Source organism: Wolbachia endosymbiont (group B) of Camptogramma bilineatum (assembly GCF_947251825.1).
Taxonomy (GTDB): Bacteria; Pseudomonadota; Alphaproteobacteria; order Rickettsiales; family Anaplasmataceae; genus Wolbachia.
Genome location: NZ_OX366391.1, coordinates 973,144 through 989,972 on the forward strand (window position 1 = coordinate 973,144; position 16,829 = coordinate 989,972).

At 33.7% G+C, this 16,829-nt stretch carries 13 protein-coding genes and 2 pseudogenes; 7 read left to right on the plus strand and 8 right to left on the minus strand.

Annotated features, from left to right (window positions below; translation table 11 throughout):
- Positions 1-79 precede the first annotated feature (79 nt).
- From tatA to OPR44_RS08690, 5 genes and pseudogenes are all read left to right on the plus strand, one after another.
- Positions 80-247: a twin-arginine translocase TatA gene (gene tatA, locus OPR44_RS04960; protein WP_006013840.1), complete on the plus strand. Its 168-nt coding sequence runs from the start codon at positions 80-82 to the stop codon at positions 245-247.
- Between the two features lie 126 nt (positions 248-373).
- Entirely contained in the window at positions 374-1,027 is a 654-nt protein-coding gene (locus OPR44_RS04965) for an exopolysaccharide biosynthesis protein (RefSeq protein WP_264374719.1), read from the plus strand.
- A 114-nt stretch (positions 1,028-1,141) separates the two neighbouring features.
- On the plus strand, positions 1,142-1,798 hold the full coding sequence (locus OPR44_RS04970; protein ID WP_265014577.1) for an exopolysaccharide biosynthesis protein: 657 nt from the start codon (positions 1,142-1,144) through the stop codon (positions 1,796-1,798).
- Positions 1,791-3,184, plus strand: a pseudogene (gene cysS / locus OPR44_RS04975) (cysteine--tRNA ligase). Before OPR44_RS04970 ends, cysS begins: the two are co-directional and overlap by 8 nt.
- Positions 3,153-3,566 (plus strand): YqaA family protein, encoded by a 414-nt coding sequence (locus tag OPR44_RS08690; protein WP_320157098.1) that lies wholly within the window; start codon positions 3,153-3,155, stop codon positions 3,564-3,566. The pseudogene cysS and the gene OPR44_RS08690 overlap by 32 nt, the downstream one beginning before the upstream one ends.
- A gap of 30 nt (positions 3,567-3,596) precedes the next feature.
- On the opposite strand, the gene OPR44_RS04980 is transcribed toward OPR44_RS08690, so the two are convergent.
- The 7 genes from OPR44_RS04980 to hemJ form a co-directional block, all read right to left on the minus strand.
- Positions 3,597-6,533 (minus strand): DUF3971 domain-containing protein, encoded by a 2,937-nt coding sequence (locus OPR44_RS04980; RefSeq protein ID WP_265014578.1) that lies wholly within the window; start codon positions 6,531-6,533, stop codon positions 3,597-3,599.
- Positions 6,526-6,963: a ribonuclease HI gene (gene rnhA / locus OPR44_RS04985; protein WP_265014579.1), complete on the minus strand. Its 438-nt coding sequence runs from the start codon at positions 6,961-6,963 to the stop codon at positions 6,526-6,528. Before rnhA ends, OPR44_RS04980 begins: the two co-directional genes overlap by 8 nt.
- Positions 6,964-7,138: 175 nt before the next feature.
- Positions 7,139-8,026: a heme o synthase gene (locus OPR44_RS04990; protein WP_010401351.1), complete on the minus strand. Its 888-nt coding sequence runs from the start codon at positions 8,024-8,026 to the stop codon at positions 7,139-7,141.
- Between the two features lies 1 nt (position 8,027).
- Entirely contained in the window at positions 8,028-9,578 is a 1,551-nt protein-coding gene (gene ctaD / locus OPR44_RS04995; protein WP_265014580.1) for a cytochrome c oxidase subunit I, read from the minus strand.
- Positions 9,579-9,593: 15 nt separating this feature from the next.
- Positions 9,594-10,358 carry a cytochrome c oxidase subunit II gene (gene coxB / locus OPR44_RS05000; protein WP_265014581.1) on the minus strand — a complete coding sequence of 255 codons (765 nt, stop codon included), beginning with the start codon at positions 10,356-10,358 and terminating at the stop codon, positions 9,594-9,596.
- 556 nt (positions 10,359-10,914) lie between these two features.
- Positions 10,915-12,426 carry an HlyD family type I secretion periplasmic adaptor subunit gene (locus OPR44_RS05005; protein ID WP_265014582.1) on the minus strand — a complete coding sequence of 504 codons (1,512 nt, stop codon included), beginning with the start codon at positions 12,424-12,426 and terminating at the stop codon, positions 10,915-10,917.
- 154 nt (positions 12,427-12,580) lie between these two features.
- A complete protein-coding gene (gene hemJ, locus OPR44_RS05010; RefSeq protein WP_264374712.1) occupies positions 12,581-13,009 on the minus strand; it encodes a protoporphyrinogen oxidase HemJ in 429 nt (142 codons plus the stop codon).
- Between the two features lie 65 nt (positions 13,010-13,074).
- Here hemJ and pdhA point away from each other — a divergent pair, with 65 nt between their 5' ends.
- Together pdhA and gatB are read left to right on the plus strand one after the other, a co-directional pair.
- Positions 13,075-14,055 carry a pyruvate dehydrogenase (acetyl-transferring) E1 component subunit alpha gene (pdhA, locus tag OPR44_RS05015; RefSeq protein WP_265014583.1) on the plus strand — a complete coding sequence of 327 codons (981 nt, stop codon included), beginning with the start codon at positions 13,075-13,077 and terminating at the stop codon, positions 14,053-14,055.
- A 205-nt stretch (positions 14,056-14,260) separates the two neighbouring features.
- Complete coding sequence (gene gatB, locus OPR44_RS05020) at positions 14,261-15,691, plus strand: Asp-tRNA(Asn)/Glu-tRNA(Gln) amidotransferase subunit GatB (protein ID WP_265014584.1); 1,431 nt, start codon at positions 14,261-14,263, stop codon at positions 15,689-15,691.
- Between the two features lie 213 nt (positions 15,692-15,904).
- On the opposite strand, the pseudogene OPR44_RS05030 reads toward gatB, so the two are convergent.
- Positions 15,905-16,827, minus strand: a pseudogene (locus tag OPR44_RS05030) (tyrosine-type recombinase/integrase).
- Positions 16,828-16,829 lie beyond the last annotated feature (2 nt).

The following is a 16,829-nucleotide window of genomic DNA, read 5'->3' on the forward strand; positions in this document are numbered from 1 at the left end:
AAAGTGATATAATTTATGTATCACTTGGCTTCAGTCAAGTTCTAATACCTAAAAGTTAATATTTTCAACGGAGGTACAAATGAGTTTAGGTCCATGGCAGCTGTTTCTAGTCTTAATAATAATCTTAGTTCTGTTTGGTGCAGGTAGGTTACCACAAGTTATGGGTGATTTAGGCAAAGGCATTAAAAACCTTAAACAAGAACTTAAGGATTCAGAGAAACTATCATCTAATGAACCAGATCGTTAGCTTCCTTATGTTTCGTGACACGCACTAAAGTGCGTGTCATTTGTTTAAACAAGGCTAAAGAATTGAAGAGGTATGATTGAAGTACAGTAATAATTATGTTAGTTAGAATGTTATTAAAGGTTAATCGTGGAAGAAAGTGAGAAATTGACTAAAGATAAAAAATTGGCCTCTGATATTCTAAAAGAGGTTGCAGATACCAATAACAACGATAGTGATAAAGTAACATTGTTCGACATCAAAACAGCTTTACATGAGCGCGGTTTTGGTATTTTAATAATCATCTTCTCTTTACCGCTATCAGTACCTATACCTGTTCCACCTGGCTATACAACCATTCTTTCTATACCTTTAGTCTTATTTTCACTGCAGCTTCTATTTGGGTTTGATTCTCCTTGGATGCCTAATTGGCTAGAAAGGAAATCTTTTCAACGTTCAACACTAGCTCTCGTGGTAGAGAAAACTTCACCTATATTAAAAAAAATAGAAAAGTTCATGAAACCAAGAATGTCTTTTATTTTTCTTGGTCCGGGTGAAAAGATTCTAGCTTTTATGATGTTGCTTTGTGCAATAATAATAGCTCTTCCATTACCTTTTACTCACTTCCTTCCTGCAATTGGTATAACTCTTATTTCACTCGGCATTATGGGTAAAGATGGATTTTTATCTACGCTGGGAGTGTTATTTTCATTCTGTGCGTTATTGGTTACCCTTATTGTAATAGTTAAAGGACCAAAACTTATAGCCGGAACACTTTCTCTTCTTAAAAGCCTTATAACTTAAAAGCTTTAAAACACTTTAATAAAAGAATGAAGTACAGAATGAAATGAATAATCTATATTGAAATATAGCAATAACTATGTTAGTTAGAAGTTATATTGTTATTAAAGGGTAACTGTGGAAAAAAGTGTGAAATTGACTAAAGATAAAAAATTGGCCTCTGATATTCTAAAAGAGGTTGCAGATACTAATAATAACGATAATGATAAAGTAACATTATTTGATATTAAAACAGCTTTACATGAGCGTGGTTTTGGTATTTTAATAATCATCTTCTCTTTACCGCTATCAGTACCTATACCTGTTCCACCTGGCTATACAACCATTCTTTCTATACCTTTAATCTTATTTTCACTGCAGCTTCTATTTGGGTTTGATTCTCCTTGGATGCCTAATTGGCTAGAAAGGAAATCTTTTCAACGTTCAACACTAGCTCTCGTGGTAGAGAAAACTTCACCTACATTAAAAAAAATAGAAAAGTTCATGAAACCAAGAATGTCTTTCATTTTTCGTGGTCCTGGTGAAAATATTTTAGCATTTATAATGCTGCTTTGTGCATTATCGATAGCAATCCCACTTCCTTTAACTAACTTCATTCCTGCAATTGGTACAACTCTCATTTCACTGGGTATCATGAGCAAAGATGGATTTCTCTCTATAATGGGAGTATTAGTATCATTGTGTGGGTTATTACTTACTCTTGTCGTAATAGTTAAAGGACCACAGCTTATATTTGGAGCATTTTCTTTTCTAAAAAGCTTTTTATATGGTTAAGCTTTACAACACTTTAACAAAAAAAAAGAGCCCTTTACACCGATCGATAAAGATCATATAAAAATGTACGTTTGTGGGCCAACAGTATATGATACAGCACATATAGGTAATGCACGTTCTATTGTTGTTTACGATGTATTATTTCGACTGCTTAAATTTTGTTATGGAAAAGTTACTTATGTGCGTAATATAACCGACATCGATGACAAGATAATCAATGCAGCAAATGAGAAAAATAGTAATATAGAAAGCATTAGCAAATATTACACTAAAACTTTTCATGAAGACATGGAAAGCATAAATTGTGCAGAACCAACATATGAACCAAAAGCAACGGAAAACATAGATAACATTATCAAGTTAATTGAGTCTTTGCTGCAAGCTGGTCATGCTTATGAATCCAATAAACATGTATATTTTTGTGTAGAATCTTACCCTGAATACGGCGTTTTATCAGGAAAAAAAATTGATGAATTAAACTACGGTAGTAGAGTTGAAGTTGGTGAAAATAAAAAACACCCAGGAGACTTCGTACTTTGGAAACCTGCAAACGAAACTGACTATAAACTTTCAAGTCACTGGAATAGTCCATGGGGAGAGGGAAGACCAGGGTGGCATATAGAATGTTCAGCAATGTCATATGCTTACCTTGGCAAAGATTTTGACATTCACGGTGGGGGTATAGACTTGCAATTTCCTCATCATGAGAATGAAATTGCACAGAGTAAATCTGCATTTGCTGAGTCAACGTTTGCAAAATATTGGGTACACAACGGGTTTCTTACGGTAAATGAAGAGAAAATGAGCAAATCCTTATTTAATATAGTCAAAGTAAGGGATTTGTTAGATAGTGGAATAAAGGGTGAAGTAATACGTTATGCGCTGCTTAAAACTCACTACAGAAAACCACTTGATTGGACAGAAAATGTTATCTCTGAATCGCAAGAAACTTTAAACAAGTTTTATCGGTTATTACGTAGTACATGTATTGAGGAAAGTGATGCAGAAGTCTCTAAAGATTTTATAGAGGCTTTGAAAAACGATTTAAACATTCCTGAAGCTGTAGCCATATTGCATGAAATGGCTACAGAAATCAATAAGACAAGTAATGAATGTGAGAGGCTCAAATTAACTAAGAAGTTTGTTAAAAGCGCAAGGTTCATTGGTATTCTTGAGTCAAGTTATCAAGAGTGGTTTGCAAGTGGTGTGAGTCATCAAGAAATAGAAAGGTTGATAGACTTAAGAAAAGTAGCAAAACAAAATAAAGATTATGATACTGCAGACAAAATAAGAGAGCAATTGAAACAAATGGGGGTTACAATTTCTGACAACGAAGATGGTACAACAACTTGGTATGGAAAATTATCTCCTATTGTTTATAGATAGCCTAGTATCATCGCTTATCTTACCCATACATCAAGGTTTTGTACTTTACACTATGTTATGCTTTAGGTCAAACTACGATCAACTACTTATATTACTTTTTGGAGTATTAGGATCCAGTCTTGGTGGAATAGCTAACTGGTATTTAGGTAGAATAACAATTTTTATCAGAAGATCACATCACAAATTAGAGAATGAAGACAAAACACCAAAAATTGTAAGGCACCCACTGATTTGTGCAGTTGCATTGCTTTCGTGGGTACCAGCACTTGGAAGTGTGACTCAGATTTTATCCGGTTACTTCAAGTTAAACCTTTATATTCTTGTTCCCTTAATTATTTTATCTAACTTCCTCTGTTTGTTGTATCTAACGTTTACCATCTAACTAAACATCAATAAATAACTTTTCTTCTGGTCATATTGAGCTAAATTTCTTCTTCAAACTACCTTTTAAAATGCTTTTATTAGTTTTTGTCATAATACGATCAAATACTCCTAATAACCTCTTAAGTAAGCTTGGGGTTAGCGAAGAGATAGGATTAACAGATACGTTGTTGTTTTTATCATCACCATTTGCTTTGTAGTCTATTGAAATAATCCCCCTACTCTTCCCACCAGTCAGAAGTTTTCCGATTATAGGGATTTTCAACAAAGATTTGTTAATTGAATATGCTGGTATTACTTGTCCTTCAACCTGGAATTTATAACCCTTAATATCGAGTGTACCACTAGTGCTAATGCCTAGTTCCGCTCCTTCGAGCCAAGTTTCCTCAATTTCAATAGTGCCATCTTTATATGAAAAAGGTGCATTACACTTATAAAAATGCACACCTTCGTTCTTTATAGCATTTACAATACCAGGAAGTGAGGACATTGATAATAAAGTAGTAAGTAGTGGAGCATCTTTGATATAGAAATTGTTGATAGATAACATACCATAATGTTCTCCATTTTCTCTCTTAGAAGATAGATAAAGAGATAATTTGCCGTTTTTAATTGACTTACCAACACCGAAAGAACGTAAAAGCATACCTGAATTATCCGAATATACTTCTAGCCCTATTTCACTATATTCTACTAGTATATTACTGTTATCTTCTAAAAACTGTCCTGTGAATTGACTTCCACTACAATCACCTTTAGCACAAGTTACATTTAGCTTAGCATCTTTTATGATAATTCCTTCTTTCATAATTATATTGTCAACATTCATAGTAACTTCTATGTTGTTATTTAATCGATTACTATCTTTGCCAAGTAAACCTAAAACATCACTTAAGTTGATTTTCTCACCATGAATAGTTATGGCATTTTTCTCCTTACCTGACTCAATCTCTATACTAAAATTATTATCAGGTAATTTAAAGTTGCTAGAATTTAAATATAGATTTCCATTTTCTACTCTTCCGCTGAATTTTATGTCTAGATCATTTCCTACAACGTCTAGTTTGTCTATTAGCAACTCACCTACTCCTTTTAGCCTTGTAGAAAATAAAACTTTATTGTGATCTTCAAAATGGTTTTTCCACCCTAAGTAGGTTGAACGTGACTCAAGCTCTGATAAATCTATATTACCATTAATATATCCCGTCTTATCTTGATATACCACTGATTCTATATTTGCATTGATGTAACCATCACCGAAATTAAGTATTTGAGCAGGCAAATCTCCAGTCAAATTCCAGGCAAAATTTTCATTTTTATTGCTACTTTTGAGGTCAAATAGAAGCTGTGTATTATTCACCATACCACTACCATTTAAATCTATAAAGTCACTCCCAAAATCGAGCTTAATATCATACTTACCAAAACTTCCATTATACACCACCAAATTATCAATTTCAGAATGAAATTTGGCCGAAAAATCTACTTTTTTATCACTAGAGTTTAGATTAAAAATACGAAAATTGAATACAGACTTTGCTATTCCACCTACTTTATCTCTTTCAAGTTTTACCACATCATCCAGCTTAAATCTTATAGGCTCATATAACCCATAAGCATCACTTACAGCCTGACCGTTAATGGTAAGAACTGAATCTTCCTTATTTAGAGAGTTCATTTCAATATCACTACTATCGATAGTGAAATTCTGGAACTTGGCACTATTTACAATAATTTTGAGATTGTTATCCTTGAGAGTTAACTCACCGTTCAACTTCTCCACTCGTTCAAAATCTTCATCAAATTTAACGCTGCAATTTTCTATATCAGCCACAATTATAATGTCTGATAGATCGTCATTAACCAAATTGTTAATTTTGCCATTGAAACTTACAATGGTATTTAGAACATCCCCATCAATATTATTACAATACCAGCTTTTAAATTTACTATTTACTACACCATCTGGTACATAAGTACATAAATCTTTTGCAACAAGTTTACTAATATTAACTCTAAGCAAAGCATGATTTGTGCCAAAGTTCATTTTGCCAATCAAAGAAAGGTAAGTATCATTTAACTTAAAATGAAAGTTTTTTACGCTAATGATTTCATCACTATATGTCAAATTTACATTTACATTAGTCAAGGCTAAGTTTTTACCTGAGTGACTCTCTGTATTTAACACGTATATGTTTCCATCCATAACTTCATCCTTTCCATTAATCCTCATTGAGAAGTTCCCTTTGAACCCTATTTCTTTGTCCAAATTGTAACTTTTAACTAGTGTGGAAAACTCGTTAAATAGCCCCAACTTTAGGTTATAAAATGTTCCATACAAATTTAACAAATTATTGCGATTTTTTATCATAATAGATAAATCATCTAGAATCCCCTTTTTATCTTTTGTATGAACACGAATATCCAAAACATTGAAATCTTCCCCCTTCCCTGCATATACTTTATCGATGAAAAACTCACCTTCCGTGCTTTTATTGACAGCAATGTTAGTAATTTCAATCCTTGAGTCTGCATTTAAGTAGAAAAAAATTTTTCTTATTGTCTTCAGCAGATTTTTTGTACTACTCATCTTATCTGTCATTACAGATGTTGTTATTCCTCTGGTCTCTTCCTTCTTGATATATATGTGTACATTACCAGCTAAAACCTGAGAGAACTTTTTGGAACTTAACTTAAAGTGTACGAAAAGCTCAGGAACTTCTATGGTAAAGTCAGGATTTGTTATTTTTAAATCTGTAATGACTAGCTTGCCATCTTTCTGCCAAATAACCGAGGTACTCTCCATGCTGACATCCGAATTGGTAAATATCTTTAATATTTTTTTCTTTATATAAAAATCAATATAACTAATATTGATTTCTAAAGGACCTTCCCCTTTAAAAGGGATAAAGAAGCAGAATATAAATAATAAAATTATAGAAAATGATAGAGCTATTTTTTTAAGCATCGATTATTGCTTTTCTTGCTAAGCTGTCGGCTTCTTCATTGTATTTATCACCATTATGCGCTTTCACCCACTTCCAGTTAATCTCATGTTGCAAAGCAACATCGTCTAATTCTTTCCATAATTCTATATTTTTTACTGACTTCTTATTACTTGTCTTCCAGCCGTTCATTTTCCACTTATTTATCCATTCTGTTATACCGTATTTAATATAGAGGCTATCCGTATACAAACTGATATTACAAGGAAATTTTAATACCTTCAGTCCATTGATCACTGCTGTTAACTCCATTTTATTATTTGTAGTATTTTCTTCTCTACCACAGATGTTCTTTATATGATTTTGAAATAATATGATTGTTGCCCACCCTCCTGTCCCTGGGTTACCAGAGCATGCTCCATCTGTGTATATTGTCACTTCCTTTTTCTTCATCTTTAACTGTAGTGAATTAATAAAGTATATCGTTGCTTCTATAAAATCACAATTTTTATAGATATAGAGGCAATTTAAGCCGCACCTTTAAATTTTATTATGGAAATAAAAAAAAGTGCTACAACGAGCATTATTAGAAGAGAAAGTAAAAGATAGTTTTTATGTTCTTTCATGGTTAAAATAAATCAATAGAGCAGTAAATAACGCTGGCAAACAGAGAAAATAGATAAGAAATCGAATAAGAAAACATTTTTTTCTGCGAGCTATGACTTTTAAGCCTTATAACGGATGCAGCAAACCAAATAAAAACACACCCTTCAATAATTGCCATACTGAGGTAAAATAGAGCCTTTTTCAAAAATAGTGCTGGAAGTAAGCTAGTTAATACGAGTAACACGCTATAGATTAATATATATTTCCTCGTTTTTTCTGGACCATAAACGATATTGAACATTGGAATCGATGCTTTTGTATAATCTTCAGATCTATTTAAAGATAGAGCCCAAAAATGTGGTGGAGTCCACATAAAAATTATTAAAAATAGAATACAACTTTCCCAGCTTACAGAATCAGTTACAACCGCCCAGCCAATCATTGGAGGAAAAGCACCTGCTGCACCACCAATAACAATATTCTGCGGAGTACGCCTTTTGAGCCAAATTGTATACACAAAAACATAAAATAATATGCTAATTGCAAGCAAAGCAGCAGAAACATAGTTCACTGCTATTGCCATGATAAATACTGACAATATTCCAAGAGTTATGCCAAATTCAAGCGCGCTTTCTGCAGAAACTCTACCTGAAGGTATAGGGCGGTTTTTTGTTCTCTCCATAAGCAAGTCTATATCTCTGTCATACCACATATTTATTGCACCTGCAGATCCTGAACCAAGAGCAATGCACATAAGAGATATTAGTGCAAGGAAAGGATGAATGCTACCTGGTGCAGCAACCATTCCAGCAATTGCAGTAAACACTACAAGGTACATTATCCTTGGCTTCAGCAAATGCCAAAAATCCAGTATTGTTGATTCAACATTTAGCAAAACACTTGTGTACATTCTATTTTATCACTGGTGGTTTTTCAAAAGTATGAAAAGGCGGTGGTGAAGATACCGTCCATTCTAAAGTGTCACCTTCCCAAGGATTATCTCCAGTTTTTTTGCCCCACTTAAAGAGATGTATAACTATAAATACAAAAAACATAACTGAAAGAAAGGACATATATGAGCCAATTGAGGATATATAATTCCAAGGGATAAACGCGTCGGGATAATCAGGTATACGCCTTGGCATACCTGCTAATCCCAGGAAATGCTGGGGTAAGAAAGTGACATTGGTGCTAATAAAAGTGAGCCAAAAGTGTATCTTTCCTAAACACTCGTTATATTGCTTACCTGACATTTTGCCTATCCAATAATAAAAACCGGCGAAAGCTCCAAATAATGCAGCAAGCGACATGACATAGTGAAAGTGAGCAACGACATAATAGGTATCGTGCAAAAGCTTATCTATTCCACCGTGAGAAAGAATTATTCCGGTTATACCACCTCCAACAAACATGAAAATAAAACCTAATGCAAACAGCATTGGTGTCTTCAATTCAATCGCTCCACCCCACATAGTTGCAATCCAACTAAAGACTTTTACACCAGTTATAACACCAATGAAAATTGTGCTAGTGCTAAAAAATATAGCAGCATCCTCGCTAAGCCCAACAGTAAACATATGGTGAGCCCAAACCATGAAGCCAAACGTTACTATTCCTATCATGGCATAAACCATTCCCATATAACCAAATACTGGCCTATGGGAAAAAGTTGATACGACTTGACTTATGATGCCAAATGCAGGAAAAATAATTATGTAAACTTCTGGATGACCAAAAAACCAAAACAGGTGTTGAAATAACACAGGATCACCGCCACCAGCAGGATCAAAAAAGGAAGTGCCAATATTGCGATCAGTTAGCAGCATAGTTATAGCACCAGCAAGTACCGGTAAGGCAACAATTAACATAAATGACGTTAGTAAAACAGACCAAACAAATAGTGGCATTTTAGTGAGTGACATACCTTTTGCACGCATATTGAATATAGTGACTATAAAGTTGATCGCCCCAACAATTGATGACATACCAGCAACATGAAGTGCAAGTATAGCAAGATCAACTCCTGCACTTGGGTGAGACATGATTTGCGATAGAGGTGGGTATAAAGTCCATCCTGTTCCAGGACCTTCGCCAGCAAATACCGAGAGGATAAGCAAAATAAAAGATGAAACTAACAACCAAAAACTTAAATTATTCATACGAGGAAATGCCATATCTGGTGCACCAATCATGAGAGGTACGAACCAATTACCAAATCCTCCCATTAAGGCTGGCATTATCATAAAAAACACCATTATTACCGCATGCCCTGTAATCATTACGTTATATAGCTGGTAATTATTGTTAAGTATATTAATGTGCATTAGCTGAGTACGAATAATTACCGATAATAATCCACCAATAATTCCAGCTAATATGGAAAAAATAATGTATAGTGTCCCTATATCTTTGTGATTAGTAGAAAATAGCCAACGTCTTATACCTTTTGGTACATCACTCATATCTATACTCCAAACTTAACTTACTAATTTTTTATCTTCAATCCACTTATTAAAATCTTCTTTACTCACTGCTTCAACAACAATTGGCATAAATCCATGACCTTGACCACATAGTTCATAACATTGCCCATAATAAATACCGGGCTTTGTAACGTTAAACCATGCTTCATTCAGCCTACCTGGTATTGCATCAATTTTTATACCAAAAGCCGGTATTCCCCAGCTATGTATTACATCTCCTGCTGTCACTTGTAAACGAATATTAGTATTGATAGGTAAAATAACGTTATTATCAACAGAGAATAGTTTTAAATCTCTTTCGGTAAAGTCTTCTTTTCCTTTTATATAGCTGTCAAATGAAATACCTTTATATTCTGGGTACTGGTAACTCCAATACCATTGATGACCAATAACTTTTAGTGTTATGTCAGCTTTTAGCACTTTCTCCTGTAGTTTAATTAATTCAGCATTTTTAAAAGCCAATACCCCAACAATAATCGTTGGTATAACAAACCAGATAATTTCTACAAAGATATTATGAGTTATTTTACTGACATTTTTCACTTTGCCCTTACGAAAGCGAAATACTACATAAGCAAGCAGGGCCCATACAAAAAGCATAATTGCAATCATTACAATCATCACAAACGAATGTGACTTAACTACAACCTCCATTATCTCAGTTGCAGGCGCAGGAAATCCAAATTGCCAAGAAGTAGGAGCAGAAGCAATTGATATGTTTGAGTAAAACATTATCAATAATGCAAATAACTTCACCATATTTTTTGCTGTAAAACTAACTGTATAATAATATATATACACTTACTATGCAAACAGAGATTATAGAATGTACACAAGTGTTTTGCTAAATATTGAATCAAAAGTAAATGATGATTAATGTTTTTTTAGCATTTAATAAATATACTAATACGATACTAACTTGAGGAAAAAGCATTTACATGAATCTATTTTAAGTTAAAATATTATAATATTTTAAGTTAAGTATTTACTTTAAGGAAGTTCTATAATAAGTTTAATAGTGTCTGTTATTGCTAATAACCCTCTAGCCTCACATCTAAAAGCAGTAACAGACACTATTAAACTTTAGGTAAGTTTGCCTATTTATAATTCATTGAGGTAAAAATCTTACTAATTCCTTTAATTCTATTATACAGCTGAGTTTACTAATTAACCTTTAATGTTTACGTTAGCATTTGCATCTTAAATCAAAGATTTACATATTATAGAAAATAATTATAAAATAATACACTACTTGTGTGTAATTTTTTTTGCATATCAAACTCTGTAAACAAATTTTTTAGAAAAGCAAAATAAATTATCTCTCTATGAAAGATCTATCGAATGTTGCAATTATAGGTGTAAACAAGAACGATAAAAGAGTGCGGGATTGAGTAACTATATATACTTCTACTGGCATGCCAGGATATAGGTATACGTTTTTAAATTGAGCAAGTTCTGATTTTGGTATCACCACTCGCACTGAATAATAACGCCCCATCCTTGGATCATCAAGAGCATCAGGGGAAATATGGTTTACTATACCGTTAATTAAACTTAAGCGACGTGCACTATAAGCGCTCAGCCTTACTTTAACTTTCAGCCCTTCTAGTCCGTCGATAGAGACTATATTGCTATCTTTCTTTTTTGCTGACAGTATCTCTTCTATGTTTCTGGTTAGAACTTTAGCATCTATTATTAGATCATCATCTGATGGTACTATACTCATGATTGGAACTCCAGATTGTATAACACCACCTTCAGTGTGGTATCTTATATCTGTAACTATACCATCTTGAGGTGATTTAATTATTGTACGTGCTAACGAATCTTCAGCAACCATCAGCCTCTCTTTTAAGTCTGCAATAGATGTATTAACTTCCTTAAGCTCAGCATTTGCTCTTTCTTGAGCATCATTCTTCACATTTATAATCTCTAACTCATTTTCTCCAATCTTTTGCTGTACTTGAGATATTGCAGAACGGTAATGTCCAACTCTACCCTCAATTTCAGCAAACTGTTTTTCTAAAGCTAAAATGTGTGGTTTGCTTATATGGCCACTATCAAGTAATTGTCTTTTTGTTTCTAACTCCTCAGTTATCAAGTCATATTGCTTATGGGCTGCATTTAGTTGAAAATTTAGCCCTGCTAATTCATCATTTAACTGCTTTATACGTTGTTGCAGTATGTCAGTTTTTCCTAATATACTCTTTCTCTGAGAGTTGAACAACTTTACCTGATTCTTTATCGCTTTATTTACAAGTTCATCGTTAGATAATCTTTTAACCTCATCAGAAAATTCTAGCGTATCTAAGTCTCCCCTAATTGCAATAAGTCTTGCTTCAGTTGCCAAAAATGATAAGAGTTTTTCTTTAATTATACTCAAATTTGCCTTTTCGTTAACATCACTTAATAAAACTAAAGGCTCATCTTTTTTAACTGTTTGACCTTCTTTTACTAAAATTTTGCTTATTATTCCCCCACCCAAGTGTTGCACTATTTTTCTATTTGAAGAGACAATAACTTCTCCACTTGCATGCACTGCTCCGTCAATTGGAGCTATAGCTGACCAAATACCACCTATTCCAAAAAAGATGAATATCACCACTAAACCAAAAAATAGTGGTCCCCATGTGACTTTTAGGACTTCATTTACGTTATTACTCTCACGTTTAAAAATAAAATTTATCATCGCATCAATCCATGCGAACGTCTTATCCAAAAATTGATATTTCTTCTTTCTATTTCCTGCCCTTTGCATATCTATATCATCACTACCAATCAGGCCTGTCAAAGAAAGTCCAGCACTAAGCTTTTTTAACTTACTCATTATAATACTACTGCGAATTCTTGTTAACCAGGATAACACACAAAAACAAAGAATCTATACCTTAAGTACTTTACTTAGACTACGGAACATCAGAATAAACTATTTAGTAACAATTCTTATACTCCATTCAATGGTTCAGCATTAGGCTAGAAAATCAAAAAGGTTTTACAATAACCATAATAACTATAATTATTATTAACACTGTTACTGCTTCGTTTAAAACACGAAAATAAACGTGAGTTTTCTTATTCAAGCCCACTGCAAAATTTTTCCTATGCTTTGCAAGTAGGCCATGAATAGCAAACATTAAGAATAATGCTAGCGCTTTTATATGAAACCACCCTTCGCGATATGCTTCCCTAATAATCATTAGCATAATTCCAAAACTAAGGGAGAAAAGCATTGCAGGGTTTATGATATATCTAAGGAGTCTCTTCTCCATTATTTGAAGTAAGCTGTCATTTTCTGACCCTGGTTTTACAGATGCATGGTAAACATAAAGCCTTGGCAAATAGAGCATACCTGCCACCCACATAATTACAGAGATAACGTGAAAAGCTTCAAGCCAGTGATAGTAGTCCATATAGATAGTATTATAAAATGTTAAAAATTTCTGGTATGATCTCAATTTAATAAAAGAAAGTCAATATGAAAGCAGAAAATTTCACTAAAGAACAGGTGATTGGATTCTACAGAAAAATGCTTCTCATACGCAGATTTGAGGAAAAAGCAGGACAATTATACGGAATGGGATTAATAGGCGGATTCTGTCACTTATCAATAGGGCAAGAAGCAGTTGCAGTTGGGACTCAAGCTGCATCAAAATCTGGTGATGCTTTTATCACAAGCTATAGAGACCATGGCTTAATGCTTGCATGTAATTCTGATCCGAATGTTGTGATGGCAGAACTAACCGGCAAAGAAACAGGGTGTTCAAAAGGCAAAGGTGGCTCCATGCACATATTTGATGTTGAAAAAAATTTCTTTGGTGGACATGGAATAGTAGGTGCACAAGTCCCAATTGGTACAGGAATAGCATTTGCTAATAAATACAAGAAAAAAGATAACGTTGTATTCACATATTTTGGTGACGGTGCTGCAAATCAAGGACAAGTATATGAATCATTTAATATGGCATCTTTGTGGAAGTTACCTGTGGTTTATATCATAGAAAATAACGAATACGCAATGGGAACTTCTGTGCAAAGATCAACTTTAGTAACTGAACTATATAAAAGAGGAGAGAGTTTTGGTATTCCTGGGAAACAAGTTGATGGAATGGATTTTTTCTCTGTCTATGAGGTAACAAGTGAAATAGCTGAGCACGTACGTGGGGGAAAAGGACCTCTCTTGCTTGAAATGAAGACATATAGATATCGTGGCCATTCGATGTCAGATCCTGCTACTTATCGCTCGAAAGAAGAAGTTGAAGATATGAAGCAAAATCATGATCCTATAAGCACCTTAAAGCAGTATATAACAGACAATAAAATCGCTTCTGATGAAGAATGCAAAGCTATTGATAAGGAAATACGAGATTTAGTAAAAAAGTCAGAAGATTTTGCTAAAAATAGTAAAGAGCCAGTCATTGATGAACTATATACTGATGTTTATAAATTTGTTAGCTAATCAGTTGCCATCAAAATTATGTTTTGGCCTACTATAGATATTTTTTGGCAGCACTTAACTTTATTATATAACAGCCTAGTCAATAGAAACTGTAGTAACTCTTATATTATTGATATACACCGCTCTTGGATCATAGGTTAAATGAGTTTTATTTGACTTTTTGTGCTAGTTTGCAGAATATAAAGTTATTAATTGAATAAAATACATGACAAAAGAAAACTGGGAGACAGTAATTGGACTTGAGGTACACGCTCAGGTTTCTTCTAAGACAAAGCTATTTTCTAGTTCACTAACGGAATTTGGCACTGAGCACAATACTCAAGTTTCTCTAGTTGATGCAGCAATGCCAGGTACACTACCAGTATTAAATTATAGCTGCATAGAGCAAGCAATATGCACCGGACTTGCAATTTCTGCAGAAATTAATAAATGCTCTTACTTTGACCGGAAAAATTATTTTTATCCCGATTTACCACAAGGTTATCAAATAACCCAGTTCTTTGAGCCAATAGTTAAAAATGGCAAAGTTTTTATCAATAATAATGAAAAAGAAATAAGAATCGCAAGAATTCACTTAGAGCAAGATGCAGGAAAGAGTATTCATGAAGAAAGCAAAACTTACATAGATTTAAATCGTGCAGGTGTTGCTTTAATGGAAATTGTTTCAGAGCCAGATCTTCGTTCATCTGCAGAAGCTGCAGAATTCATGAAAAAATTGAGGCAGATTTTGCGTTACATCGGTTCATGTGATGGTGATATGGAAAAGGGGTCGCTTCGCTGTGATGCAAATGTTTCTGTTCGCCCAAAGGGTAGTAGCGCATTTGGCACTCGCTGTGAAATAAAAAACTTAAATTCAATACGTTATATTGTACAAGCTATAGATTATGAAACACAAAGGCAAATCAAAATTTTGGAAAACGGAGGAGAAATAAATCAAGATACCTTATTGTTTGATGTCACTTTAGGAAAAACAAAAGTGATGAGAAGCAAAGAAGATTCAAGTGACTACAGATATTTCCCTGAACCTGATTTGCTACCTGTTGAAATAAGCCAAGACAAAATTGATTCTATTAAATCATCTTTACCCGAGTTGCCAGATCAAAAAAAACTTCGATACATAGAGGAATTAGGTATCAATGAATATGATGCAGACGTTATCACTTCTGATAAAGAAATTGCCGATTATTTTGAAAAATTGGTAAAAAAGCATGATTCAAAGATTGCAGTTACCTGGTTAACCGTCGAGCTTTTCGGTCGTTTAAATAAAGCAAATATTGATATTGTAAGCTCTCCAGTTAAAGCAGATACTTTGTCCGAGCTCCTAGACTTTATCATTGATGGAACGATCTCTGCTAAACTTGGTAAACAAGTTTTTGATATTATGTTTGAAACTGGAAAACTTGCATCCCTTATTATAAAAGAGCAAGATCTCAAACAAATAACTGACAAATGTCAAATCTCAGAGATAATAGATAAAATCATCAATAACAACCAAGATAAAGTTCAAGAATACAAGAGTGGTAAAACAAGATTGTATGGGTTCTTTGTTGGTGAAGTCATGAAATCCACCAAAGGAAAAGCCAGCCCTGATGTCGTAAACTTGGTTTTGAGTGAAAAATTAAAATTGAGTGCCTAGGTGTACGGTCCCAGATCTTTTGCTATTTGCTTGACTTGTTTCTTTACATAGCTTCTAATTTAAATTCTGCTGTCTATTCTCTTTCATTCATAACCTTTTGCAAAACGTTTTTGCTTTCTTCTCTGCTGGTCACTATTGCTTATATAAAGCAGGTACAGTACTGAATGATGTTGCAAGCACTCAGTTCGGCAATATTATCGATTTAAGACGAAGTTAAGATTTCGATTTTTTATTCAAACTCTTCTGAAAGTTTTTATACATATTGAAGACATCTTGATAATTTAGGTGAGTGTAAACTTGAGTAGTTTCAAGGCTTGAGTGGCCAAGCAGCTGTTGTATTGATCTTATGTCAATATCTTCCTGAAGCAAATGAGTAGCAAAACTATGGCGAAATGCATGTGGAGATAAAATTTCTGGTAAGTTTAAAAATCTTCTTATTTTTTGCAAACGATTAGCAACATAAGTTCTTCCCAATTTTTTTTTTCCTCTTACCCCCACAAAAAGATGTCCCGCTTCGTAAAGTGGGGACAAGCTTTTATATATTTTTGTATACACTTTTTTACTACTGGAAGAATAAATACCTGCCTTTGTTTATCTCCCTTACCTGTTACTATTAAACTTTCATTGCTAATATCACTAACCTTAAGATTCAGTGCTTCAGTGATTCTTAAGCCCGTACCATATAGCAGAACGACAATTGCAATTTCTCTTTTTACCACCCAAGGCTCGCCTAGATCAGGCAATTTCATTTCTTTCAATAGAGTTTCTATGTTAGATATTGAAAGTGCTTTAGGTAGAGTTCTTCTCTGAATTGGCCTTGATAAAGAAAATACCGCTTCATTATTTATTTCATAATTGTTTTTTATATATTTGAAAAAATTTCTGATTACTGACAATGCGCGAGTGTTAGATCTCGCATTTACACCTCTTGCATAACGAGAGGTAAACCAACTTCTCAGTTCAGGTATGCTTAATTTTTCTAAAGAGCCAACATTTACTTCTTCACCAATGTGAGTATTTAGGAAATTTATAAGATCTTTTAGGTCCCTCATGTATGACTCCAAAGTGTTTGGTGAGTAAGACCTGTTGTACTTTAGCCAATCATACCATTTTTCAATGATTGAACCGAGGTCCACAG

Coding starts and splice junctions, on each gene's coding strand:
- rnhA (WP_265014579.1), bottom strand. CDS start 6,963: ATGAAGAAAAAGGAAGTGACAATATACACAGATGGAGCATGCTCTGGT.
- OPR44_RS04980 (WP_265014578.1), bottom strand. CDS start 6,533: ATGCTTAAAAAAATAGCTCTATCATTTTCTATAATTTTATTATTTATA.
- OPR44_RS08690 (WP_320157098.1), top strand. CDS start 3,153: ATGGAAAATTATCTCCTATTGTTTATAGATAGCCTAGTATCATCGCTT.
- ctaD (WP_265014580.1), bottom strand. CDS start 9,578: ATGAGTGATGTACCAAAAGGTATAAGACGTTGGCTATTTTCTACTAAT.
- OPR44_RS04990 (WP_010401351.1), bottom strand. CDS start 8,026: ATGTACACAAGTGTTTTGCTAAATGTTGAATCAACAATACTGGATTTT.
- OPR44_RS05005 (WP_265014582.1), bottom strand. CDS start 12,426: ATGAGTAAGTTAAAAAAGCTTAGTGCTGGACTTTCTTTGACAGGCCTG.
- coxB (WP_265014581.1), bottom strand. CDS start 10,358: ATGGTGAAGTTATTTGCATTATTGATAATGTTTTACTCAAACATATCA.
- tatA (WP_006013840.1), top strand. CDS start 80: ATGAGTTTAGGTCCATGGCAGCTGTTTCTAGTCTTAATAATAATCTTA.
- gatB (WP_265014584.1), top strand. CDS start 14,261: ATGACAAAAGAAAACTGGGAGACAGTAATTGGACTTGAGGTACACGCT.
- hemJ (WP_264374712.1), bottom strand. CDS start 13,009: ATGGACTACTATCACTGGCTTGAAGCTTTTCACGTTATCTCTGTAATT.
- pdhA (WP_265014583.1), top strand. CDS start 13,075: ATGAAAGCAGAAAATTTCACTAAAGAACAGGTGATTGGATTCTACAGA.